Origin of the sequence: Stenotrophomonas sp. TWI1149 (assembly GCF_039673155.1) — a bacterium.
GTDB classification, from domain to species: domain Bacteria; phylum Pseudomonadota; class Gammaproteobacteria; order Xanthomonadales; family Xanthomonadaceae; genus Stenotrophomonas; species Stenotrophomonas maltophilia_AA.
In genome coordinates, this window is record NZ_JBDJLB010000018.1 from 44,103 (window position 1) to 70,076 (window position 25,974).

At 59.5% G+C, this 25,974-nt stretch carries 15 protein-coding genes; 2 read left to right on the forward strand and 13 right to left on the reverse strand.

The genetic code is table 11. From position 1 onward, the window contains the following. Positions 1 to 62 precede the first annotated feature (62 nt). The 7 genes from ABE424_RS18005 to ABE424_RS18035 all read right to left on the reverse strand — a co-directional run bounded on the left by ABE424_RS18005 (position 63) and on the right by ABE424_RS18035 (position 10,828). Positions 63 to 1,067: a hypothetical protein gene (locus ABE424_RS18005; RefSeq protein ID WP_346492234.1), complete on the reverse strand. Its 1,005-nt coding sequence runs from the start codon at positions 1,065 to 1,067 to the stop codon at positions 63 to 65. Between the two features lie 129 nt (positions 1,068 to 1,196). Beyond that, the gene (locus tag ABE424_RS18010; RefSeq protein ID WP_346492233.1) at positions 1,197 to 1,685 is read right to left on the reverse strand and encodes a hypothetical protein; all 489 of its coding nucleotides are present in this window, start codon (positions 1,683 to 1,685) and stop codon (positions 1,197 to 1,199) included. A 2,381-nt stretch (positions 1,686 to 4,066) separates the two neighbouring features. Continuing rightward, a complete protein-coding gene (locus ABE424_RS18015; protein ID WP_346492232.1) occupies positions 4,067 to 4,990 on the reverse strand; it encodes a hypothetical protein in 924 nt (307 codons plus the stop codon). Between the two features lie 50 nt (positions 4,991 to 5,040). Then, positions 5,041 to 5,979, reverse strand: coding sequence for a hypothetical protein (locus tag ABE424_RS18020; RefSeq protein ID WP_346492231.1), 939 nt, complete (start codon positions 5,977 to 5,979; stop codon positions 5,041 to 5,043). Positions 5,980 to 6,529: 550 nt separating this feature from the next. Then, on the reverse strand, positions 6,530 to 8,674 hold the full coding sequence (locus tag ABE424_RS18025) for a peptidase domain-containing ABC transporter (RefSeq protein ID WP_346492230.1): 2,145 nt from the start codon (positions 8,672 to 8,674) through the stop codon (positions 6,530 to 6,532). After that, positions 8,664 to 9,479, reverse strand: coding sequence for a Fic family protein (locus tag ABE424_RS18030; RefSeq protein WP_346492229.1), 816 nt, complete (start codon positions 9,477 to 9,479; stop codon positions 8,664 to 8,666). The genes ABE424_RS18025 and ABE424_RS18030 overlap by 11 nt, the downstream gene beginning before the upstream one ends. A gap of 62 nt (positions 9,480 to 9,541) precedes the next feature. After that, positions 9,542 to 10,828: an HlyD family efflux transporter periplasmic adaptor subunit gene (locus tag ABE424_RS18035; RefSeq protein ID WP_346492228.1), complete on the reverse strand. Its 1,287-nt coding sequence runs from the start codon at positions 10,826 to 10,828 to the stop codon at positions 9,542 to 9,544. A 1,630-nt stretch (positions 10,829 to 12,458) separates the two neighbouring features. Between ABE424_RS18035 and ABE424_RS18040 the strand changes: the two genes are divergently transcribed. Further along, positions 12,459 to 12,986 carry a hypothetical protein gene (locus ABE424_RS18040; RefSeq protein WP_346492227.1) on the forward strand — a complete coding sequence of 176 codons (528 nt, stop codon included), beginning with the start codon at positions 12,459 to 12,461 and terminating at the stop codon, positions 12,984 to 12,986. Between the two features lie 127 nt (positions 12,987 to 13,113). On the opposite strand, the gene ABE424_RS18045 is transcribed toward ABE424_RS18040, so the two are convergent. Both ABE424_RS18045 and ABE424_RS18050 read right to left on the reverse strand, forming a co-directional pair. Next, entirely contained in the window at positions 13,114 to 13,326 is a 213-nt protein-coding gene (locus ABE424_RS18045) for a hypothetical protein (RefSeq protein WP_346492226.1), read from the reverse strand. Positions 13,327 to 13,389: 63 nt separating this feature from the next. Then, entirely contained in the window at positions 13,390 to 13,728 is a 339-nt protein-coding gene (locus ABE424_RS18050) for a hypothetical protein (protein WP_346492225.1), read from the reverse strand. Between the two features lie 763 nt (positions 13,729 to 14,491). Here ABE424_RS18050 and ABE424_RS18055 point away from each other — a divergent pair. After that, positions 14,492 to 15,157 (forward strand): SOS response-associated peptidase, encoded by a 666-nt coding sequence (locus tag ABE424_RS18055; RefSeq protein ID WP_346492224.1) that lies wholly within the window; start codon positions 14,492 to 14,494, stop codon positions 15,155 to 15,157. A 106-nt stretch (positions 15,158 to 15,263) separates the two neighbouring features. Here ABE424_RS18055 and ABE424_RS18060 read toward each other — a convergent pair whose 3' ends face one another. The 4 genes from ABE424_RS18060 to ABE424_RS18075 all read right to left on the reverse strand — a co-directional run bounded on the left by ABE424_RS18060 (position 15,264) and on the right by ABE424_RS18075 (position 25,925). After that, the gene (locus ABE424_RS18060) at positions 15,264 to 15,680 is read right to left on the reverse strand and encodes a BLUF domain-containing protein (protein WP_346492223.1); all 417 of its coding nucleotides are present in this window, start codon (positions 15,678 to 15,680) and stop codon (positions 15,264 to 15,266) included. A 668-nt stretch (positions 15,681 to 16,348) separates the two neighbouring features. After that, entirely contained in the window at positions 16,349 to 16,546 is a 198-nt protein-coding gene (locus ABE424_RS18065; RefSeq protein WP_346492222.1) for a hypothetical protein, read from the reverse strand. A gap of 52 nt (positions 16,547 to 16,598) precedes the next feature. Beyond that, positions 16,599 to 21,476 carry a hypothetical protein gene (locus ABE424_RS18070; RefSeq protein WP_346492221.1) on the reverse strand — a complete coding sequence of 1,626 codons (4,878 nt, stop codon included), beginning with the start codon at positions 21,474 to 21,476 and terminating at the stop codon, positions 16,599 to 16,601. Positions 21,477 to 21,482: 6 nt separating this feature from the next. Then, positions 21,483 to 25,925, reverse strand: a complete 4,443-nt coding sequence (locus ABE424_RS18075; RefSeq protein ID WP_346492220.1) for a phage tail protein — start codon at positions 25,923 to 25,925, stop codon at positions 21,483 to 21,485. Between the last annotated feature and the right edge of the window lie 49 nt (positions 25,926 to 25,974).

Consider the following 25,974-nt stretch of genomic DNA (forward strand, 5'->3'; position numbering starts at 1 on the left):
GATTCGTGAGGCCCCCGGGCCAGGTGGATATGGCGGTCTCTTGGCAGTCTCAAAGAGCGCGGTCAACCGCCTCCTGGCCCAAGAACCAAGATACGACGCGAAACCACGCTCTCTCCGAGTTCTCTCATTGCCGTGAGCATTGCATTGGCCGTGACTGTAGCGGCCAAGTGCGGCATCTTCCCGATCGGAACCAGTCGCACGGAAATTCCCTTTTCAGCGAATTCCCCTGTCAGCCGAAAGAAATGACGCGCCTCCCTTCCTTCAAATACCTCATTATGGAACGCCAGAACATCAAATCCGCAGGAATTCTCACTATTCGCCGAGGTAGGCATTACATAGCTGTATGCCAAGCCACAGAGTTCGGCCAAGCGTTGGAGCAGATCAACCAAGCGCCCATCAGCGCAGAACGGATGCCCGATAAACGCATCCCAGGTGAATGCATCAGGATAGCCAAGCGCTGCGGAGCTATTAGGCACGTGGACAGCACTCTTAGTAAAAGCTTGCACTCTTTGTGTTTGAGACACCAAAAACGCCTCGATAGAACCATATATCACCACACTGACGCGTGAAAAGTGCGCTTCCTCAACAGCCTTAGCATCGTCACAGAAGTGTAAAATATTCTGGCGAATCAGCAGTTCAGGCAGGCAGTCAACATGAATAACCGAACGCTGCATGCCACGAATGAGGGTGGACCTTACGGCGCCCGCTGTCCTCATCCCAGGCATTTGCTGCCCGCTAAAAGCATGGTCATGCATGAACATGCCGCTCGCTCGCTCGGCTTCACGCTTAATCTTGCCGAAGATCGACGGCGAGACCACAGCGATATCAAGGTCGGCCTCTCCGGGGACGAAGTCATGTCCATGAAGCAGACTTACGCCAAACTTTGTCGATCCGACTACGTAGACGTCGTCGGCATCACATTCCAAAAGCACCGCAAGCTTGGTACGGACCCTATTTGCGGCCTGGGCAATGGTTGTCGATACCGACAAGTCATGCGAAGCGTACGACGCCTCGGCTATCTGCCGTGCTGTCTGACCCGCGGAGAACCACTGAACCATGTTGCTCATGACACAGCAGTGCTTTGAATATCCAACAGAATATCCTGGCTAGCATGAGGGGCTTCGACGGCATCGAGCACACGTAGCCAGGCCGTTCTGATCTGAGCCCTGAGGGATGCAAAGCGACGCCAGAACACTTCAGCGCCCCAAATCTAAAGGAACGACGGCATTCGGAGCACTTGCCCCATCTTTACCAGCGTTGAAGAGTGTCTTGAAGTACGCACCCAGTTTTATGACGTCGATCGCGAGAAAATCAAGCGGTATGAGACGCAAATCGAGATCGCTTAGTTCTCTCAATTGCCGCTTGAGATCACTAAGCGTAACTGGACGCTCATGTGTGAGCATTTCATGGAACGGCAGTCCATCCATTTCCTGGGGATGAGGCATGCCCCCCTCTCGAAGCGAGCTTCCGCCAAGCATGGAGATCGAACTTGCGATTCCATGGTGCGGAACAGCATCAACCATCCGGGAAGGAGCGGACCGCAGCTCCTCGCGCCGAGCCGTCAGCTCGGTACTGCAAAACTCTTGCGATCCAGTGATGTAAAGCGATGAGGTACTCGAAGAGCACTCCGCAACACTCGTAGTGAATGCTGGCGCGTCTAAGGCCAACAGGGAGTCCATGTCCATCTACTGGCATCCTTGCGCTAGGTAACGTGAATAAAGCGGAATGTAGAAGCGGGCAAAGGGTATGTCAAGGCATCAATCGACTCTGTGACAACCGTCGCACCAAGAGGGAGGATAATCACAGTTTTCGCAGAAAAATGGCTTGCTCTACCAAGATATCTCGTAATGCCGCAGGCAGGCAGGCAGGCAGGCAGGCGTGATTATTGGGTGTGGCGAGGGCAAATGTTCAACTGGTGACGATTGCAACTAGAAGACCCTCTCGTCGCCGAATCTATCCGACTCAATCAGCCCTTTCGATGCCTGCCATTTAAGACGGATGCAATGCTCATCTCTCGTGAAGGCTGGCGACAATATAGGCAATACAATGTCGTATTGGTGGACATCAGCTCCGGCGCAGTCGCTAGCGGACGCACGCACGCTGCCGCATTCGGCCACGTGCGTGAAGAAAGACATCTGACTAATGGAGTGCGCGAGTGGAAGCCTGATACGCGCTGATCTTCAAGGCGATGAAGAGACAGTTTTCTCAGCCTCAAGGCTAGCACGGGGTCTTGCCTTCGATGGCACACGGGCTATTCTAGGCATGCCGCAGATCCGCAAAGGGAGCACGTTATCAAGGATTCTCCGAAACAGGATCGTGAGAGGCAGCAGCGAGCGATGGGCTCTCCTAGACACGACCGCCAGCTACGCGATGGAATAGGTTGATCTTCGGAATCTCCAAGAAGTGTCCTCAGTAATCTTGATACCATATGCCAAACTGCCATTATTCACTCAGAGATCCAGGGATAACCTCACCTTCATGCGCAAACGCACGCGAGCGCTTGCTTTTCCAGACTTATGGCAGATAGATGCGAGACTTTTTCGATCGATCGGTAAGCGAATGCACTCCATTCAATTCGGCACCCCACCAATTGACCTGGAATGATCTACTGCAGAACTACGGTGTAAATTCGCACAGGCGGGCACTCCTACTGTCGCTTCGTTTACTCTTTGATGAGTTAGCACTGTCCGGGATCAATACTCATTTCTTTCTTGGCGGCGGGAGCTTCTTCGACACATCATACCCAGAGCCAAAAGACGTTGACTGCCTGATATTCTACTCCACAGGCCAAGTCGCCGACTTCCAAGCGGCCAAGGAAGCCTGCAAACGAGGCTTCTGCTCTGGAATAGATTCCCGCATGGCCCCACTCGATGCAGACCCAATGTTAACGGCAAGGATGACTGCCTTCTTCACCATGCTTTACAGCATCGACCGGAACGATGCCAAGGCCCGCAGGGCATCATATCTCGTCCATACGCGCCGCTAAGATTCATGAAGAAGAGGACTTACATAAAGCCAGGTGGATCCTGCCTCTTTAGCAGTCGCACATCATTTCTCCACAGCCGGCCTAGAAGGGGTAGATTTATCTATGACATATATCCCGTCATATCCCCTGACATGCTCGCTACCCGAGACATACCCCTGAGCGCTCGCCTCAAAACGCTGCCCTTTCAAATTTTTAATACCGCATTGCGGAGCGCAAAGCCAAGCGTTCCAACTCCTCGCGGAGAAATAGATGCTCGCCGGACTTAGGTCCGCGAGAAGATACCCGGCGGGCTCATAGTCGGGTCTCTTTCTTGTGCCCTTTACCTTGCTGGCATGAACGTTGCCGAGCAACGCAATTGCACCCACCGCCCCATCGCCCACCGCCCCCCTCAACCGAGCGGCTATGCCTTGATCTCTCGATCCCCCCACTCGATCATCGACCAAGAGCACCCTTAGGTTAGCGCCACCATTTCGGACAACTCGCAACTTCTCGATCAGACGGAACATTGCAGTGCTTGTGCGACCGTCCTGCGCCTTCCTGCGCCAGAACCCACCCTCAAGCAATGCCTCTCTATTCGCTCCGCCACCATCGCTCTGCATGTACGCGTCGATCCTCGCCTGTTCGGCTACGGGCATTTCCAGAGCCACGACCAATGGCTTGCCCTCGTTAGCGATGGAGCAAGCCAATCCCGCAACGAAGTCGGGAGCCTCATTGGTACCATGTATCTCTCCAACCAGGATTAGACCTGGCCTCGGCATGCCAGCCGGCCAACTACACCGCGGCTCCTCAGCACCTGTTCCATTTGGCCAAGCACCCAAGATGACAACTACCAACAGACCAATGATCCTCATAGGCTACTCCCCCCAGCACACCCTGTCTTCTTTGGTCCCTCCAGCGCAGTGCGACCTCGAAGCAAAGGCTCAATGCGGGTTCGGGTTAAAAGGAAATAGGGTTGCGTGCGCGCGTAGTAGCGGGCAAGAAGGACTGAGCTGCGCGCACGCAGCACCTCCCGCTTATCATCAGATGCGGTGCGCGTCTCACTTATAGCAATGGCGAATGGCAAATCATCGGCACTATTACTCAATGCAAAAGCTCCTGGACAATTCTCTCTGCAATTGGATATCCAGTGTGGCTCTGCAGGAAGCCCCACTGTCCGGAGGGATTAGCCTCTAGAAAGACTAGGCGACCGTCGAGATCTCGAATGAAGTCCATTGATGAGTACCTGAGGCCTAGCCTCTGATTGAGTTCGATCAGCACCCGCGCTTCTTCTTGGGGCACCGCATAACGATAGTAGCTCAAGCCCTTATGCACACCCTCTCGGCTATCCACTAGATCACCGCCGGACGCACCTGTATCGATCGCCCCTGCATAAACCGCGTCGCCGACGACAGCGATACGCAATTCATATGCCTTTGGAACAAGGCGCTGCAGAAGAACAGGGCAGCCGGAGCTGCGCCCCAGAACTTCCAGGTGACTCTTCTCCAACCGAAGTGTCCTCACGTACATCGGACCAGACTCGCTCGAGCTACCTTGACTTATTGCCTTGTTGATCACAGCGTAGTCAGCTTCAACCAAGAACTTTTTCAGCTTTTCACCGTCATTTGAAATGATCTGCTCAGGAATATGCAGACCCAGCGACGCCGCAATCTTCGACTGAATGAGACGGTTCGCGACCCCCCGGCGAGTGAGGAATGGAGTGTCCACCGGGTTAACCCAGTTCGCGTGACCAAGACAATAGAAGAGGTACTCGAGACAGTAAGTATCCTCAGCCCTGGAGAATCGCTTAGCGCTCAATTCCTCAGGCGGAGAGCCGTTGTGAAAATTGTAGCTCCTACACCACACTCCACGAATCTCATCTGGAGAAAACCAACGCCCATTTGAATCAAGCACCGCAAGCTCGGATGACCCCGTACCCAAGCCAAGCAGGTAGTCGCCTGGACTTCGTGATGAGGTCAAATCGAGATGGAACCAGTCAACTCCCATGTGATTTAGCTTATCGCGCATGAATGAGAGATTGGGATCTGACCGCTCACACACCAGGAGAACTGAACCGGTCACATCCATACTCCCCTAACAAGATCGTAAGAACAGTTTGAAGGGGGACTCGTCAGGTCCTCCAGGTCGCTGCGCGCAGCAACCGAGTTTGGACAGCAAAGCCTATACTCGCAGCCTCGGCATTTCATTCGCGCACTTTTGTTGCTACGCCAGTAGAGTTCACTTCTATCCAAGATTTTCTCTATCTGATCGCCACCACACTCACTGAGGCTCCCCGTTCGGATATGGTTTTCCATCGGATCAGGATAGAAATGTCCATACTTATCGACGTGCAGGCACCCGAAACTCTCGCCATAGTTCTCTATCAGATGATAAAACTCAGCTCGAGAAATGAATGCACTCTGGGTAACGGCTGGAATCTCGAATTTGGTTGCGCCAGGTATGTCCTCAACTGCCGCGATGTAAATCTGGACTCGCGAGTCCTCGGCCAACGCACTCCCCCGAATCGTCTCAGCCACGCTGCGCGGCGCTACAACCCAAACCACAAGCCCGGCTGATAGCCGCAGGAGGTCTGAAACAGTAGCCAACAGAGATAGTTCATTAACAGATTCTTTGGTAACAAATATGGAGAGCGAAGCCAGGCCGAGACGCGCATTCCAAGCCTTGACCTGCCTGACGAGCAGATCAACGTCGTAGCTACACGGATACTCCAACGAAAGAGCACGAAGTCGCGGGAACATGGGCAATCTAGAGTCCATTCGGAATCGCAAGGAACGATCCGATGCGGTGGACCTAATGAGATTCCTCTCAAAAAGGAACTCTATGACAGCGGCCTCTTCAACTGTCAAATCAGCAGAGTGCTGAAGATCAACTGTACGCTCAAGCAAGTCAGCAACAGCCAACGTTATCCTTTGAACCTCATTGCGAGCGAGATCCATCAACGCCGCAGCGTGATCCCCGCGCACCAGTACAGTCTGATGCCCGAAGCTGAGCCTCATTGGTCCTTTCTCCATAGCCGAGCCACCACCATCCTGGGGATGAAAATTTGCTGCCAAACAGGGGCACTCGTGAGCTTGGGCTACAAGCACGGGCGCTATGCAGAAAGGAGGACCCCAGCAAGTGTGCCGAGGCCCCCCCAGCTCATTCACTCAAGGCGCGCAGGCTACGTCAGTGTTGTGCCACGCCCTGAGCCGAGCCCACCTGGATCAAGAATCCAGCACGGACCCATCAACCTCACAGTACCCCGGTACACCCGCTTCGGGATCACCGTCGTAGCAGCACCACACGTCGGTCTCGGTTTTCGGGCCACCTTGCCCGTCAGTGTCACCACCCCAACCGCCGCATACGAGCACGAGCTCATCAACAGTTAACTCTCTCATCTTTACTCCTTTAAAGGTCCTTGAGAAAACTACACCGTACCTACTGCACGGCACTTCTTTTTACCACGGCAAAGCAACCAGAAACAACACACGTGCGTCAACATTCGACAAACCGAAAGTACTCAACTGGCATTGCAGCTTCGCGCGTCGGCCCAAAGACCAGCAACACTCAGGCAAGCGTCGTACCGCACGGTTCGACCGGGTCGCCACGCCCGCTCAGTAAACCATCGACTTTGTTATTCAGATCGTCAGCTATCCTTCCCTGGTCCAACCGAATCAAACGATCAGCCAGCTTCATTGTCTCGGGGCGGTGTGTGATGACTATCCGCGTGATGTCCAACTGCGCAAGCTCACGGTGAATCGCAGATTCACGTGATACATCGACGTTCGCCGTCGCCTCATCCAAGATGAGAATAAGTGGCTTACGATACAAAGCTCGGGCCAAGAGAAGCCTTTGTTTTTGACCGCCAGAAAGCGATGAACCCATGTCACCCACTTGCGTCTCGAGTTGCATCGGCATGCGATGGACGTCGCCCTTCATAGCAGCCATATCAAGGCATTTCCAGACAAAATCAACATCAGGGCTGTCCGCGAAGAAGGTCACATTCTCAAGGATGGAACCAGTGAGAAGATCATCGTCCTGCATAACAATTCCGATCCTCTGGCGAATCACACGTGGCCCCCAGTTGCTCAGGCTCACACCGTCATACAGCACCTCCCCGGAAGTTGGCGGATACAACCCGGTGATTACCTTTACCAAGGTACTTTTCCCGCAGCCCGACGGACCCGTGATGGCAACAAACTCCCCCGGCCGTATGTGGATGCTGATGTCCTCCAGAATTGATTGCTCCCTCGCGCCGTACCTAAAGCTAACTAATTTCATCTCGATCTCGCCTCGAACGTTCACCGCCGTCGCAGGATCCTTATCAAGCCCCTCTTCACTCTCACTGAGCGCAATGTCAGAGATCCGATCTGTATGGAGTTCAGTGACGCGCCATGCAATACACTGCTCAACCAGCGCGCTTACTCGATTGGATAGCTGCTGACGATAGGCAATAAATGCATACACGCCACCGACGGTTAGCTCGCCCGAAAGAATGGCGCTTACACCCATGTAAACGATCAAAACAAAACTCAGCCCTTCGGCTAGGGATCGAGATGACCCCAGGCCAATTTGAAAGTACCCATTTCGAATGGACGCGCGAACTTGGTCGGCGTACTTGTTGGCCCAGAGCGCTTCGCGCGACGCCTCACCACCCATTGTCTTGATGGTCTGCATGGCACGCAAGGTCTCGATTCGAGTTCCGCGCTCTGATACACCGGCCTGGATACTCTCCATACCGAGCTTCATGGCAGTCGGAACCGTCGCCACCTTCACCATGACGTAGAATCCAATGAACGCCAGCGCGACAAGCGTCATCTTCGGCGAGTAACTGAGCATGAAGATAAGGACACCCACTCCCAGGATGCCATCTAGAATTGCGCCAATAAGTCCACTTGCAATCAAGCGTCGTATGGGATCAATAGACTCTAATCGCGAAAGTGCGTCGGCAAGACGCCTGCGATGGAACCACGTCAAAGGAAGCGTCATCATGTGATGGAATAGACGCCTACTCATGTCCCACCCCATGAGTTCCGAAGCGCGTTGCAAGGTGGCGCTTCTAATTACTTCCGCAGCAGCATTAAAAATCGTTACACCTGCGAAGCCTAGAGCGAGAACTACCAAAAATTTTTGATCGCCCCGTACGACCACCTCATCCATTGCCAATTGCATAAATAACGGGGATATAAGTATAAAGACCTGCAGAAGGACGGAGAACACCAACGCGGCGCACAGCGCACCGCCCACTCCGTTCCTGAAGCGTATTAGCGACCATATATTTAATGGAGAGCGAGTCTTCCTTCGCTCGAAGCCCGGCGCAGTACTGACCTCCAAGGCCACGCCACTGAATGAACGCGAAAGCTCTTCCGCACTCATGGTTAAAGAGCCATGCGCCGGATCGATAATGTGGAAGCGCCCGCGCCGGACCTTCTCCAAAACGACAAAGTGATTAAGCTTCCAATGGAGGATCGCGGGCAAGGAGAGATCCCTTAGCTCTTCGAGTTCACACCGAACTGGCCTACATTGAAGATGGAGCGCTCCAGCCAGCGCGATCAGCTGACCAAGCTCCAGCCCTCGCTGCGATGTGTAGAATTTTTGCCGAAGCTCATTCATCTCCAGCTCTGCACCAAGCAGGGCCGAGCACACTGCGAGGCAAGCCAAGCCACATTCACTTGCCTCTGATTGGATTCGTCGGCCGTACTTACTCGACATCTTTAACTCCGAATGACGGAACGCGACTGTACAGTTGGTGCACTGCACTGATGATGTCGCAGTGATACTCGATCAACCTAGTCCACTTGCCTTGCAACTCGACTTGTCGGAGCCTTATCTCGAACCCGCCTTGAGACATGCTGTACAGCGTCTTTAGAGGAATGTAGGAGTCCTCCGGCATTCCCGCCTCGTGGAGGCAATGATTGAAGATAAGGCGACCAAGCCTTCCGTTGCCATCCAAGAACGCATGCGCGTTGTAGATGAGCGCCAACACCTGCACAGCTGCAAGCAGCCCGCCTCCGAGGGATCCTCCGGCAAGGAGCCCTGGAATTTCCTCGATGCGCTTCCGCGCATCTTTCCAGTCCGGCATCGAGAGACGAACCGAACCGTCAACAGAATGAACAGATACCGCCTTGCTTCGAGTTGATCCGCCGAGACCGGTCAAGGACGCATTGAGCGACCCAATGTCCATGCCGCTGAGAGCGCCATGCTGACGCTCTCTGCGCCAGGATCTGTAGCGGCGTATGCATCTTATCTCACTGCGCAAAAGGCGCCCAAAATCGACCGACTGCTGCGGCATATGGCCAGATAGCTCATGTTTCAATGCGCCCAGCGCGCGCGCACCTTCAGCCGACGCTATCCATTCCCGCATTTGCTTCGCAGGAACGGTTCGCCCAATGCTCTTGATCAGATTTTCGCAACAGGCCACCTTCTGTATGAGGGACTCCTCCAATTCAATTGACCGCAGAGGAATAATGCGCCTAGGAACATTGCCGGCACTCCTTGCCATAAAGGATTCCTGCATTTTTTCACCCAATGAGACACACCAGAGACACGCGACGCCGAGCGTAGAAGCGATACACCCAGTCACTTAGCATCAAATTGAGATGACAAGGGGCGCAGGATCCAATCCATCATCGAACGCTCCTCCAGAATCACATCCGCCTTGAACCTCATACCAGGCACAAGCATGAACTCAGCCTGGCCCACCGACATCTTTTGATTATTTAATTCCGCGATCACGCGAAAATGGCTTTCTTGCGCCTGAATATCAGGAGGAAGATCTGAGATTGCCGTTGGTGACTGGGCCACCTTAATTATTCTCGCACTCGCGACGCCAAACTTCTGATACGGGAACGCGTCGTACTTTATCCTGACCTTAGTACCACTCCCAACAGCTGCAATCACCGTCGATGGCACCCAAAGCTCGGCCAGAAACTTTGATCCTGATGGCATGACCGCTCCCACGGCTTTTCCTCCTTCGACCCACGCACCAGGCTGAATCCTGAGCGAAGTAAGTCGGCCGGTAGATGGCGCAGTTAGGGCAACCGCGGATTCCGCCTTATACGCAAGTTCTTTGTCTTTAGAGTTGATCATGTCCGCAGAGTTGACCGCCCTATTCAATTTTCGCTCCGCCTCTAGCCTACGCAGCTCGTGACTGAGCTGGGCCCTCTCCTGCTTTAACTCCGAAATACGAATTTGAGTGTCCGCCAAGCCTTGCTTGGTCGTGAGCACCCTTGTTAGCGCATCGCGATACTGAAGCTCGGTAACGATACGCTCTTGCCTGAGCCCGTCATAATCTTGTACGGTCTTTTCGGCCAGTACAATCATGCTCTCAAGGTTTGCCGCACTCCCATCCAGAGTACTTAATTGCTCTCCAATTCCTCTGCTGCGCTCCCTTGCAGAGGCTTCTTGGCTATCAAGTGATGCGTCGCTTGCCTGGCCTTTCTCTATCGACGAAATAGTGAGCTGCTCGCCCATTTTGGCGCGCACCGCTCCGACGCTAAGCCCATCCGAAGTGACCCTATCGATGGAGAGCGTAGCAATCAAGTCGCCAGCCATAATGTAGCTTCCCTCCTCTACCGAAACGGCAGTGAATACGCCAGCTGCTGGAGCGGAGAGTGTCAGCAGGCCTGAGGATGGCACCAGGTTGCCGTTGACGGCCTGTGTCTGAGGGTAGGAGGCACTGTTTAGGAAAATAAGAACCGCAGTGACCAGCAAAACTACGAACGCTGTTGTTGTCCAGAGACCGACACCCGGCACTCGGATCGGTGCTCCATAGCGCTGTCGAGATGCCTCAAGTGCTTCTCGGCGGAACAGCGCGACCTTACCGACTGCCCGTTCTTTATCATTAGTCATGGAGATGATTGGCATTATGCGCAGGCGACCTGCCCGGGGAGCAGGCTTCACGATGCTTTTGCCACGACTGGCCTCTAAGTGACTGAGGCAACCTGAGTAAAGTGTGACCCAGGATGAGAAAGTCGCTCGGCAGTCGACCGAGTGCAGCGAAAAGTGGAAGCGGCAGCTGAGCGGAGGACTTCCGGGCCGCGGGATACCTACCGCTTAGCCATGTCATGGCATTCATCGAAATTCCTTTTCATTTACGACGTTCCAGAGCAATCAGCTCCTAAGTTAGGCGCCGCCTCACTCTGGGCCGAATCCGTTCGTGCTCAAGCCAAGATAATCCTATTGCTTCTCAGTAGCGCGTACAAGAGGGGAAGCCTTTGTCACCCGCTTCGGTCGGTGCAGACCTCGCCTCAGCTCACTCTCCCGAAGCGCTTCCACTAGCTCCTCCTTCAGCCGGCGCGCGGGTGGCTATAGATGCTGGCGTGAATAGTCTCGTGCCTGACGCGCTGGCTGGAATCGTCCGGATCCATGTCGCGAAGCGTGGCACCAATCTGTTTGGAGCCACCAGCCTTACGGATCCCAGTGATCACGGACGAACTGAGAGCGCTCGCCGCCCTCGCGACTTCGCACGATCAGCAGACGGTGCCGAACGGCGCGAAGCGCTATACGCGCCAGCGCCTTGCCAAGCCACCTAGCGGGTCAGGGGCGAAGGGCTGCGCCCCAAACGCCGGACGATGGATCACATACTTTTGCCACCCTAGATCTCGATCTGGACAGCAGCGCATTGTTCCGCGCGGACCTCGGCGCGCAGGGCGCCGCTTCCCAGGCATCCTCCCCACAGGCTGCCCAGCGGTCGGACAGCGCCTCCAGCTCGCTCAAATGGTAGTAATACTTGAACATGCTGACACCCTAACTGGTTAGTGGGTGTTTCACTTGGAGATCGAGTCTACGCTCTGCATTGGGCTACAAATCGCCAATGACTATGCCAAGCATCAGTCGCTTGATGCCAGCTTCATGGCGCCCGTTTTCGGAAAGCTGGTTCATATCAACCTACGCGCGCCCAATTTGCTCTCCGCTGGGAAGCTAAATGACCTCCAACGTGGGCTCACGCAGCTGCCCGGAGGCGGCTTTACGGAGCAATTCATCCAGTTCCTTCTTGTCCAAGTCTTCCTGCACGCATCGCCCTGAACGTATCGGAAAGTGCCGCGCTCTTGCGCGCCGCCGCTAGTCGCGAGCGATCACCAGAGTGCAAATCAAGCGCACGGACAATGAAGCGACAACCCAAGCAGGATCGAAGGTTAAGAAGAACAGGAAGGCGTAGAGCCTTAATCGTCGCGAAAGAAGAGGCGGGCTTGGCATGGAGCGATACCTCAAACGATATGGGAAGGTCGTTTGAAGGCAGCGATTCTAGATTAGCCCCTTTTCATTCATGCACTTAGCTGCATGAGCATTGGAACTGTAGGCGCTTGAACTGGAGCGGGTGAAGGGAATCGAACCCTCGTCAGTAGCTTGGGAAGCTCAGGAGCAATCCATTCAAATCAACAACTTGATCCCGCTTTCCGCTCCGCAATGCTGCGAACGACCAGGCCTTTTTTGCCGTTAGATTGAGCGGGCTTATGGCGATTGCGGAGCGGAGTCGTAACGTTCCGGCTGCCCTATGCCAGAATCCCGCACACACGAAAACCGTATCGGCGCGACCAAGATGGACGTGGAAACCCTCGAAAAGCTCTGGCCCTTGATGACGCGCTACCCTTGGGCATTCCTCACAATATTTGTTGCGGGGGTACTACTGGGCGTCGCAGCACAAAAGGCCTGGGTCGCGGTTACGACCGCCAGACCGAAGCCGTCCATGGAAGCCACCCCGCCGGTGCCCGCAAAAGAGCAGCCAGTCCCTGCCGCCCCCCTGTTCAAGCCCAGCGACCTTCAGGTCGAGTGCATCCGAGTGCTGCGGTACTTCGATGACACTTGGGTTTCAGCCTCCCAGATCAGCCCGAAGTTGGCGATGGTGACGCCGCCTAAAGCTGATCTCCGCCAGGCGCTGGAGGGGCTGGCGGAAAAAGGATGGGCGATGGACCGACTCTCCACAATCAGCGAACCTCGTTACCGTTTGAAGGGCGCCGGCCTCGACTACGCCCAGAAGCGCGGATTTCCGGTGGGGCCAGAAATCGATAGGCCACGCCCGTAGGGCCCCACCATGTCAAGGTCGGGGAAGATCAACAGAAACAACGACTAAGCCGCTCATTCGCGATCACTGGCGACCTACAGAAATCAATGACTTGCCTGTGGGATGGGGTCAGTTTGGGGTCAGTCAATCAGGCCGCCTGATCGTCGTCGAAAGGCTGCAGCCGGTTGGCGATGCCGTCGAACCTCGCGGCCTCGGTACGTAGCCGGTCGGCGCCGCGCCGGCGAGTCGCCCTCGCCCGCCAGTCGCCGCTGCGGATGCTGTCCAGGTAGTCGGCCTGCTGCCATAGCGAAGCCGCCCTCGCGCGCGCCCAGCGCGCCTTGCCGATGCTCTTCTGATCCATGCAGCTACTGTCGCCGCCGGCGGTCGCACGCGCCGATACGGAGACAACGCAGGCTGACTGCCGCTACAACTTCGAATTGGGGATCGCGTGCAGTCGTCTCTGCTGCTGGATCTCGGTGCGGGAGAACTTGCGGGCCGGCTCGTCGTTGGCAACCAGCCGTGCCACAGCCGCCTTCAGAGGCACCCCCTCGAGTACCCGCGCTGCGCACCAGCGCTCGGCGTAGCGTTTGCCTTGGCGCACGCTTGCGGCCCGCACCTCCTTGTCTTCCCACAGCTTCCTGCAGGACAGGCGGACCCGAACGCCCTTGGCATCTGGCTGCACGGCGGCGATCTCGCGGCCGTTCCGCCACAACCCCCAGCGCTCGCCGTCCTGCACCCAGCCTTGAGGCTGAGGGGCGGTCATGAATCCGGTGAAATTGCAGGGCGGGAGCATGGGCGCAGGATACGGGCCGGGGTCTCAGATTCCGCGACGGCGCGTCAGGGCCGTGCAAAGGTGCCGGCGGGGCGCTGCTCAGGCGCCCCAGCACCCGGGCTGAGCTGCCTGCGGCTCCCGGATCCGGCATACCGATCATGCGTCCCGGCACCCCTGGGGACCATAGGCCGACTGCGCACGGCAGCGTGGGCGCTGCCCTACGCCGCCAGCCGATGCTCATAAGACAGCCGCCGCTTGGCGCCGGAGATCGCGGAGCGCGCGCCCGGTGGGCCGGGTACGGGTTGAGTCTGGCATCTTCTCGGGTATGGGGGGCAGGCCACCACCTGCGGCGCCAGGGCTTCTGATTCACTCTTGCGCAAACTGCCGCCCCGCCTGGGGATGACCAACGTTTTTCTGGGGGAAATCCTGAACATGATGAGACGTTCCGACATCACGCTCAGTCCCGCTCAGTCCCGCTCGGTCCCGGTAGTTCCCGGCGCTTGATTCCATTCTGAACACCGCCGAAAAACCCGAGCCTGAGCACTGATTAATAGGCCTATCCTTCGCCCACCAAACGGCTCAGGCGAAGCAAATGCCAAAGCGACATAGCTCTAAAGAAGGGACAATTTACCTCATCGTGATCATGTTGCTGATGCGGCAGGGAGCTCCCATCCCCGCTGCGCCTGAAAGCTCGGCCTGTCCCTCACCTTCGACCGCTTCATCGTCCTCACGCGCGCACGTCTAGGATTTGGGCATGTGCGGCCGATTCGTCCAGACCCCAATCAGAAACGCCGACACCCTGGGCTTCCCCCAGCTGGTCGGCGACCTGATGTCGATTCCGGAGAGCTACAACCTGGCGCCGACGCAGCGCGCGTCCGTGATCCTTGATCGCGGCACCGGCCTGCAGGTCACTCGCTTGTCGTGGGGGCTACTCCCCTTCTGGGCAAAAGCCAAGAAGCTGCAGGGCTCCACGATCAATGCGCGCATCGAGACCGTGGCGACCAAGCCGGCCTTCCGCAGCGCGTTCAAGAAACGCCGATGCCTGATCCCCATGGCCGGGTACTACGAGTGGTCGATCAATACAGAGGACGGGAAGAAAGATCCGTGGTTCATCCACGCGAGCGGGCCGCTGCTGGCGGCCGGCCTGTGGGAGAGCACCAGCCCCCTGCTCGATCAGGACAACTTGGGCACCTTCACCGTGATCACCGGCGATAGCAGCGGCGTGTCGGCCGACATCCACGACCGCATGCCGGTGTGGCTGACGGCCGGCCAGGCCGATGAGTGGCTGGCCGCCGAACCAGAGGACGCGATGGCGATGCTGCTGGCCAGCGAGCCGCCAGCGATGGAGGCCTATCGCGTCACCCGAGCAGTGAACACTCCGAGGAACAACCGGCCGGAACTGCTGGAGCAGGTCGCGTAACCAGCATTCACCGCGGCAAAATGCGCATGTGTCTCCGCCAAGCGAAGGCCGCGAACCAGTACACAGGTGGCCGGCTGCCAGCCGTGATGACCGTCTGCGGGACGATCTATCGACTCGGAGAGCCGGAGCTGATCTCCGGCAACAGGATCCCTGTCAGACGATCCACACCTGTTGGAGGTCCATCGGTATTGCCGCACCGGAAGCCAGACCAATCACCGAGTGAGATGAAATCAATCTCGCTCTGATCTGTCGGCAGCCACCGCATTGCCCAGTACGGGCAGAACCTTCTGACCACTGGACCGTGCGCAATCTCTCTCAGGTCGAAGTGGCTGGTCGCGGTAATGATGCGTGCATAGACGACGCTTACGCCGTCCTCCGGCCCCTCGATGTATTGGAGAAATCTAACTCCATCGAACAGCAGCACACCTGTTACGCCCGCCTGCACATTAAACCGGGCGGCATCTTTGGCGAGGTCGTCCACCTGATCCACGCCAAGATTGGGGGCGACCTGACTTGTATACACCAACGCTCTAATGGGCAAACTGCTGTTCCTTGCTTAGGCCACGCACAAATTCTCCGGCAATTTCGGCAAAGAGCATGTTAAACACGATAATTGCCATATGAATTCTTCAGCTTGCCAGACATGACCGGGTGTGAAATTTGCGCGAAATGAGGTAGCCATCACGTTCACTTCGTGATCTCTACGTTCGTGCCGTTGCAATTGGAAGTCAGCAAGGCAAGCACCGAGGTCCAGAAATGCCGAACACTGGTAAGTTCCACCTCTACGAGGTGGCTCCTGCGGACTCTGTTCCGGACAACACCACGTACCCTCCTGTAGGTGTGGTACGAGCTGAGTGCCTTTCCTGTTTCAATCTCTTTACGGTCTGTGAAGAGCCAGGGCTGACCAACATTCCGGGGGGCGGAGCAGCGATCGTTTGCTCAAAGTGCGGATCTAGGCAGGCAATATCGGGGGCGCGCTTCGCAGAGTTCATTGAGCGCTTTCCGACGGGATCGGATGCCGCCGCTCGCCTGATAGCCATGGCCAACAGCAAGGCCGGTGCTTGCGAGTGATGCACGCCGTCTAGCTGACCAGCGAGGCCGGCGATGGAGGCCTATCGCGTCAGCCGCGCGGTGAACACACCCCGGACCAACCAAGCACGCCTGCTCGACCAGGTCGCCTGACGACAACGGTCAGGCCGCCTGGGGTTCCTCGTCTTCTTCGGCGGTGAACTTGTAGATTCGCCCGGTCACCAGCCCGGCGGCTGCGAGCGGTGCAACCGTCAGGCTGAGCTGCGGCACACCCGCCTCGATCGGTACGAAATTCAGGGTGACGACACCGGGCTGATCGGCCACTTCCATCTTCATCTGCAGCTTTGCGCGAAATTGCATGTGTATCTCCTGGTAGTGCGGCGGCTAGGAGCGCTGGCCACCGCGTCAGCGGTCAAACCTCGGTCGATACGATCGAGAGGCTCTGGTTGATGGTTTGGGAGTCGAACGTGCCCGACTGGTGCGTTACGGCCTGCTCGCTATATCCAACGATCTCCGCCCGGTACTGCCGCGGGCGGCTTCCATCGCTGCCGTCGTTGAGCGTGACCGAGCCCGACCAGTACGAGGTCGCGATGTCCGGGCCGTCCGTTTCGTTGTAGATGTCCACGCCACCACCAGCGGTGAAAGAGGTCCAGAACGTCTCTGGATCGTTGTCCACCTTGCGGAAGATGTTGACCGTGCAGGTGTTACTGCCGCCACCGGCGACGAACCCCTGCGGCCCGTACTGGCCCTTCTGCCTGTTCACGCGCCTGCTGAAGCCGACCACCACGCTCTTGTTTCGGCCGTTGCTACCGAACGGCCCGTTGACCACCTGCGTGCCCACCGTGGTCGTCTGCGTACTCTGTACCGCGTTGCGCAACACACCCGCCGCCAGCGATCCACCCCAGTAGGCGTTGCCGTTGACATCCATCCAGACGGTGGCGTTTGCCTTGCTCGCCGCGACGGCGCCCACGTTGGGGCCGAAGTAGTCGATCAGCCCTTCGCCGCTATTGCCGAACCCATTACCGATTATTCGCTGCGAGTTGCCCCGCCAGACCCGGAGGTAGCCCTTTGTCATCTCGATGCCGTCTGCACCGCCTGGCGACAAGATGTTCATGGCGCTGGCCAACACGTTGAACTGCGAGGTCTGGCCCTTGGCGGTCAGTTGCAGCCCCGACACATACCCATCGGTGTTCATCATGACTTGCCAACTGGCGCTGCTCTCCGTGCCACCAGCAGCCCATGGCGGAGCCGAAGTCGCACCGTCCCCGACCTCCGAGAACATTGGCCGCCATAGCCAGAAGTACGGGTCGCTCTCACCGGTGCCAACCACACGGACAACGATTCGGGCGCTGGCAGCGGTAGCCGGGGCGTTGCCGATCGCAAAGGGCCGGGCAATCCTACTGAGCGTGATCGGGGCCTCGGTTCGCGCGTTGCTGTATGGGCACGAGATATTGCCAACGATGGCGCCAGCGGCGTCGTAGAACTCCGCGTAAAGCACCATTGAGCAGCGGTGGGTCGACATGTAGCCGCTGATGCAATAGGTCCGCCCCCCTTCAATGCCGATGAAATACTCAGTACCGAAGTAGCCGTCCTGGCCATTGCCCAAGACGCCCGCTTTCATCGAACCAATACCGCTAACCCCTGTCGGGGTCCAAGCACTATCACCAGTGGGGTTGCCCAATTCCCTGAATCCCCAGGGATTGCTGTACCAGCCCCAGCCGTTTCGTTGCCACTGCGGAAACGTCGAGTTGGTGATCAGGTTACCGCCACGCCCCAGGCTCGCCACCGTGGCGCTCATGCTCGTCACCACTTCGGCGTCCGCCTTGCCATCGACCGACGCCCGGACCTGATTCAGCTGGGTAGCTTGGGCGGTAATCTGCCCGCCCTGCTGAGTGACCGTCGTGGTCAGCGCGCTGAGGCCGTTGGCTGTCGCGTCAGCGACGCCCTGTGCCGCAGCCGCTTCGGTAACGTCGAGCAGCACGAAGTCATCCCACAGGATCTGTTGCCCGGCCACCACGCTGCCGTTGTGGTACGCCTGAAGGTGAAGTTGGTTCTTTCCTTCAGGGACGGTCAGCTTGCCACCAATCTTTACCCAGTCCTCAGCACTCAGCTGCGACACGTTGAGCTGTTGAAAGGCGGGGAATGTGGCCGAGGCCCCATTGAGAGACAGGTTGCCGCGCAGCTGGATAGTGCCACCTGTCGCGCTACCCACTCGTTTTACCCACGCTTCGGCGAAATAAACCCGCCCGGGTGTAACGTCGAACGTCTGAATGATGGTGCTCCGCGCCACACCATCGCCGCTCACCACCAAAGCGTTCGTTCCAGTGCGCCCGCCCGGGGCGATCACCGCCCAGGCGGCGAGCGTGGTGCCGGCAACCCGCCCCTCGAAACTACCATCGACGATCATGTTGTTACCGGACCGATTCGCCTGCGCCAAGCCCGCGGAGACCGTCGTTATCGCCTGGCCCTGAGCGATGGTCGTACCTTCCAATGCAGTGACCTTGCCCGTCAGCGTGCTGGCAGCTGAAGCATTTGCTGCGGTAGCGCTGGCGATCTCATCGAGCGATGGTGCGTACCCAGTTGCAACTGACCCCACCTGCACCTGTACGTTGTCCCATTCAACCCACTGGTCGGGGACATTGCCGCCGTACACTCGAATGTAAACGACGCACGTCACAGCAGCGGCAGGCGCCGTGCCGGTCCATGAGATCCGACCCCAATCGGCCGCGGCGCGGTACTGCGCGGCGGCAGGCGTTCCGCTGTAGCTGATGGTTGCATTGGCGGCATCTCGCCATGCGAACTGCAAGAGCACGCGCACGCCGGCCGTCCCTCGGACGTATGCCGAAACGGTGTGAGCCTTTCCAGACTCCACCTTCATCAGCTTCACGCCGCTGGTACTAATCCCTTCCAGATATCCCGAAGCCGGAACGCTCTCCAGTTCCCAGCGCCATGCCCGCGTAGACCCCGGAAGCGTCGAGTCTGCCCACTGGCGGCGAGTGACCCCCGCCCCCAAGCCACCACTGTTGTTGCTCCAACCTGGCACCGCCGCGGGGGTGTTAGTGGCAGCCTCAAAGCTGCTATTCCCTAGAAGGTTGTCGCCGCCGATGCTCTGCAGACTGGCAGTGACATTGGTCAACGCGGTGCCTTGGCTCGTGACGGTATCCCCGAGCTGACTGACCTTGCTGTCGAGCGACGTCAACGCCGAGGTGCTGGCCTTCCCAGCCAGGTCCGCCTGAACTTGGGTCAGCGCAGTGCCCTGCGCAACCAAGGTGCCCTCGATTACACCGGTCCGCGTAGTGATGGACTGAAGGCCCGAGGCCGTCAGTTCGTTCGCCACTTGATCGGTCACGTCATAGATCTCGATCCGATCGAAGGCGATCGTACCGCCGACGGTCGTCACGTAGGTCGTGAATCGCGCCTCGATTCTTGTGGACCCGATCTCTGACCACTCGACGGTAAAGCGCTGCCACGTCGCACTGGTGACCGCGACTGTCACATCGGACACCCCTTCTACCAGCGCCGCGTCGCGTACGTGCTGTCGCATAAGCACGTTGCCGCCCGTACCCACAGCGCGCGCTTTAAAGATTGCCCGGAACCTGCGGGGCGCCTTCACTGGCTGCCACGCCGCTTCATTGACGGCAATCCAAGGCGATGACGCGGCCGATCCCCGGCCGATCACCACGCCCGGACCGGCGTCACCGCTGGCGGCGCCCCACTCGATGCTGTTGCCCGCAGGCCCAACTGTCCGCGTCCACCACTCCATTCCGGTGGCGAAATTGCTGTTGGGGACGATGTTGTCCCCGGTCATGCGCAGGCCCGTCAGCTTGCTGTTGACTGTCGTCGTAGCCTGAGCGTTGGCTTGGTCGGCAGCGACCATTGCATCTTGCAGCTGCGTGACGGAGGCCGTGGACGCGAGCTGGCCGGAACCCGCGGGCATGCGCGCCTCCATCGTGCTGATGCGCTGCACCTGCGCGCTGTCGGCCGCCGCACGGGCGGTGCGCTCCTCGCCCACGAACCCCTGCGCCTGACTCAGGTCGCTGCCGGTGTAGTTGCCGCGCATCTGCACGGCCAGGGTATTCCGCTGACTGGCCTCCGCCGCGAGCGCGGTGACGCGGGCCTGCGTCTCTTCCTGCACCAGCGCCACACTGGCACCGGGCGCGGGCCGGCCGATGGCGATGTAGTCGTACAGCAGGTATGCACTGACGGTCTGGGCAACCGTCAGGTCAAGCCGGACCTGTCGAATGGGGGATCCACCGTTCCACGGGAGGTTGTCGAGGTCCAGCGTGGCGATGCCGTTTGCGTCATACGACGGCTCCGGGATCGTGACTGACTTAGCCGCAGTGAAAGTGGCGTCGGCGTCGGTGGTCCACCATACGGTGCCCTTCCACGCCGGCGCGCCCACCTTGCGCATGCGCACCTTGATGAAGCGATACGCCGCGCCATCGATCGCGAGCGTGGTCGGAGAAGTGATGTAAGCGTTGGAGAGGTTGAATGGGCGCAGCCAACCGTCAACGATGGTGGGCGTGCCCCCGTTGCTGGTCCAGCCTTCGACGGTGGTGTTGAAGTGCCAGATCTTCGCGCTGTCAAACTGAGTGCCGCTGCCGGCGGCGACTTCCGACATCGCGCGTGAGAGGGACTCGACCGCGCTCTGACGGGCCTCCGATTCCGCGGTGATCTCCGCCTGCCGCTCGAGCTTCTCGTTTAGCAGCCCGTTGGCTCGCGCCTGTCCCTCGGCTGCTACCGCGTCCATCGCCTGCCCGATCTGGGTTACGCGGGTCTGCGCCTCCAGCACCAGGCTTGCGTTGACCAGACCTATATCGCGGGCTCGCGCTGACGCCTCGTTGGCATCGGCTACAGCCCGGTCCACGATCTCCTTGTCGAGCTTCTGCTGTGCAGCAACCAGCTGCGCGGTCGTCGGCGCGGGCGTCGCCTCCACGACACTGCCCTGCCCCGGCTTGCCGCGCACCGAGGCGGTGATGCGGAAATACCATTTCTGCCCGCTGCCATCGCTGTAGAGATAGCGGGTTTCGGTGGTGCGGTGGATCTCCGTCCACGGCCCGTTCTGGGTGGGGCCCCGCTCAATGATGTAGACCACCCCCGCCTGATCGACGGCGTCCCACTCGATCAGGACGCCGTCGGCGACCGGCTCCGGCGTGACGCCCTCCACCGGCGGCGTGCCTGGCGACACGTAGACCATCGGGAACCACGACGTGTTCTGCGCCGCGACCTGGGTGACAGACGGCAGCGCGCCCGCCCCGATATCGATCAGGGTGATTTTCCGTTCTTGCATTGGGGATTACCTTGCGTTGAGTGCTTCGCGCATCGAGGAGCTGTTGCTCGCGCGTACGCCCGAGGTGGTCACGCGCAGAAGTTCGCGGAGCACCTGGTTCTGTTCGGCCAGCAGGGTGTTGCCCTGCTGAACGGCCGCCGTCGTCTCGGCCTGGTCCTTCCCATCGACCACCAGGTCAAACACCGCCCGGCTGAAGTTGTCCGGAAGCGCCTCGATCACGTCAGCCAGCTTGCCCATGCTGGTTCCGTCTTCGAGGTCGAGGTTGCCCACCTTCATGCTGTCAATCAGGCCGGTGACCTGCCCGTAGAGCCTGTTGTAGTCCTGGCCACTGGCGTAGAGATTGCGACCGAAGCCCAGCGCGGCCTGTGCGGCCGCCTGCGCCGCGCTGCTGTCGCCGCCGGATACGGCGCGCTCCAGCTCCCGCATCGTCTCCTGCAGCTTCTCCTGATCGGTCAGCGGCGATAGGTCGCTGATCGACAGCCCGTACTTCATGGCCTTCTTGTCGGCGTCTATCTGGGCCTGCAGCTTGCCCATGTTGGTCGCCCGCAGCGCTTCGATCTTGGCCAGGTCTTCCGCCCGGGCGCCGGACAGGCCCAGCGCCTTGGCGTAGTCGTTGGCCGCCTTCACCTGCTGGCGGTACGTGCGCTCGATCGTCAGCGCCTGCGACTGGTACTGCGTCAGGTTGCCGGTGAGCAGCTGCGTGGACACGTCGGCCATCAGCGTGGCGTAGTTCCCCAGCAGCCCGGTGACCTTCTCGATCTGGGTCGCCAGATCCGTCCCGGCGACGCCGGCCAGGTCCTGGAAGTAGTCGACCGCCTTGTTGACCTTCTCGATCTCCATGCTGTTGAGCGCCCGGCCCAGCTCGTCGGCATTGCCGACGGCCAGCGCGATCGATGCACTCAGCGCGGAGAACACGTCGGCCGACTCGTAGTAGCCGTCGAGCTGGTTGCCGAACCCGGCCGCCCGAACCGCCTCGGTGAACAGGCGGTCGGTCATGTCACCCAGGTAGGCTTCCAGCTGGGCCTTAGCCTCGGCCGAGTCGGCCGACAGCGTCAGCTTGCCCAGGCTCACCCGGACGCCAGCGAGCTGCTGCGTCAAATCGACACCCAGCTGCTTGGCGAGGTCCGTCGTCGCCCCGCGCACCTGGCGCGCGGCCATGTCGAAGGTGCGATCAATGTTCGGATCGAGGCCGGTGTACTGAGTCCACTTCTTGTCGCTGCGGAACAGGCCGCCCTTGGCCTTGACGTCGGCATAGCTCTGGCCGGCAAAGCCATCGAAACCATAGCTGCCGGTAATGCCCTGCCCCGTGATCTTGGGCGCGCTACGGCCGAACAGCTTTGCGTGGATGCTGGAGCCGGACAGGATCGATGCCGTCTTGTCGTTGAGGCCCAGGCCACGGAACCCCTTGTCGGCCAGGCCGACAGCGCCCGCCGTGGCGATCTTGCCTGCCCAGCTTTCGCCGTTGGCGATGTCCCATCCCTGGTCGAACAGCTCCGCGTTTTTCATCATGCCGGCGACGATCCAGCCGATGATCGGCACCGCCGCCGCGGCGGCAGACCCGGCAGCACCAGCGCCAGCTGCTGCGGACCCACCCGCGGCGCCGCCGCCGGTGAGTGCCGCGACGTTGTTGCCGAATCCCATGAGGCTGCCAGCGCTGGCGCCACTCGAGGCGGCGGAGCCGGCACTGAAAAGGCCCTGCCCCTTGGACAACAGCCCGGCGATCGTCCCAAGGTTCTGGCCACCGGCGGCGGATCCGTTCCCGCCGAACATGCCCATGATGCTCTGCATGCTGAAGCCGCCGCCCTGGCTGCCCCAGTTGCTGAAGCCCTCCATGATCCTGGTCTGGATCGGGATCACCAGCTTCTGCTGCAGCAGCTGGCGCGCGAGGTCGCGTAGCCCCTGCTTGGCCACGTCCTTCAGGTCATCCCACAGCCCGTTGAAGTCGCGCAGCCCGCCGGCAACGAAGTCCGCCATCGCATCGGCGGCATCGCCGACACCGTAGATCACCACGTTGGCCCACGCCTCGACGTTGGCCGCTGCCTCTTCTACCCGCAGCGATAGCGCCGCAGATGCATCAGCCGCAGCCAGCATCGACCGCTCGTACTCTTCGTAGCTTGCCGCTCCCTTGGCCAGTGCCAGCGCTTCCTTGCCGCCCGCGGCCTCGACCGCTTTCTGCAGCTCCTGCCGCATGTCCCGCTCATTGAGCAGCTGTCGGCGGTAAAGCTCGCGCGCGCGCCCGATCTTGCCCAGCATGGCCAGCTCGCCGTCCATGGTCGCAAGCAAGGCCTCCGGACTCGCAATGGCGCGATCCACCTCCGCAGCTACCTTGGCGTACTCCATCGCGCTCTGCGCCATCAGCACGTTGGCATCAGCCTGGGCGATGTTGCCCTTGGCCAACGTTGCGTTGTACTCGGCCATGTTCTGCAGGTGTTTGGCCATCGCCTCGTGGAGCGGGCCATTCATTGCCGCTGCCGCCAGCTCCGCTTGCTGGCGGTTGCGCTCGAGGGCGTCGGTCGCGGCCTTCTGCTCCTTGATCGCCGCCTTGTCACCCGCCTTCGCAGACTGCGCGGCTTTCTGGGCCACCTCGGTCTGACGAATCAGGCTAAGGCCCAGCGTGATCTGCTTGTTGTACTCAGCGCGTTGCTCCGCGCTGAGTTTGTCGGCGCCGCCGGCCGCGTTGATCTTCTGCCCGACGTCAACCATGAAGGCTGCCTCGGCGCCCTGCTTCAGGCGCACGAGGTTCACGAGCTGGCCGTCAATGCTGGACTGTAGCGACTTCAGGTGCTGGTCGATCCCGTCGGAAGCGGCCTTGGAAGCTACTGCCTGGCGATTCAATGCTGCCGTCGTTGCATCCGTTTGCCGTTCGGCTCCATTGCTGGTGCCGATGAACGTGCCGAGCAGCTGATTCTGCCGCTCGTATTTCAGGCCCAGGGTGGCGGCTGACGCTGTCTGCTCAACAAATCTATCGGTGATCCGCTTCGCAGCGGGCGCACCTTCCAAGAGCCTGGCATTGGCGTTAGCGAGCTCAGCAGCGAACTGATCCGCGCTGACCTTCCCGGCCTGCAATTGCTCGCGCAGCGAGCGCACCTCCTTGCCATACTCACGAGCGGGGATGCCACCGACTTCGCTGTTTGCCACGCCGTACATACGATCAATGGCGCTGGCGATCGCGTCGTAACCCGCTTCCATTTCCTTCTGCAGTCGCAGGATCTCGCCCGCCTGCTGCTGCTTGTTCAGCTCGCGAAACTTATCGATGGTGTCAGCCATCGTTCCGTTGAAGTCGATGAGGGCGCTGTCGGCATCCTTGGTGCTATCGCGGATCACCCACCAACCGGCCGCTGCAGTGGCGAGTGCGGCGGCAATCCCGACCGGGCCACCAAGTGCGGCGTAGGCAGATGACAATCCCTGCGCGGCAACGCGGGCGGCGGTCTGCGCCGCTGTGAGGCGAACAGTTGCTGGGACCATGCCCATCATGCCTACTGAGGCGCGATTGGCCACGACCGCGTTCGTCGCCCAGAGCGTATTCAGTGCAGCGATGCCCTTGGTCAGCTTGCCACCAGCGTAGAACACGCCCAAGCCTACGCCGAGCGGAACGGCGGCCGCTGCCACCACGCTGAGGTTCTCGGCGAAAGAATTGACCGCTGCGGTGGCCGCAGCGATTCCACCGCTCTGTGCCTGGCTGCCCAGCAGGTCGTTGAAGGACTCCTTCAGGCCGATGAGCGCTCCGCCCAGCGTCTCGCGAGCGGCCTTGGCTGCGCCGGCATAGGACTCTTCCATTACGCCCATGACGATGGCCTGCGCCTCGCCCAGCCTTCCGGCCGCCTCCAGCGACGCCAGCATGTCCTTCTGCTGCGCGGTGAACTTAAAGCCTTGCTTCGTCAGCGCAGAGACACCCTCGGCCGGGTATTCCAACGCCTTGCCAACCGTCTCCGCGGACTGGGTAATGCTCTCGCTCAGACGTACCGACTGGTCGATCGCCAGCTGCAGCGCACGGGGGAAGTTCTCACCGACGATGCCAGTGTATGACAGCAGGCGCGTCTGCGCGTTGACAATCTCGCCCGACGAATGGATGGTCGCCTTGGCCATCTTGTCGGCCATGTCCGTCAGCTGTCTGCTGTTGAAGCCAGCGGCTTGTCCGGTCGACTTAAGGGCGGCATTCAGCTGCGCCAACTCGTTCTGCGCGTTGATGGTTTCGGTGATGAACATTCCCAGCAGCGCGCCACCACCGATCGCGCCGAACCCCTTGGCGAGTGTGGCCATGCTCAGGTCGATGCTGGTTACGGACACCTTTGCGTCACGTGCCGCCTGGGCGAAGCTGTCGGACATCTCGCGCTGCATCTGCCGCATTGCACGCGCCGACCGATCAGACGCGCGGGCAGCCTTGCCCAAGTCCCGCTCAAAGCTGCCCGTCTCGGCCAGCAGATCAACCGTCAGGGTGTAAAGGGCCATATTCCGTCCATAAAAAAGGCCCGCACGTGGCGGGCCTGGTCACAGCGGA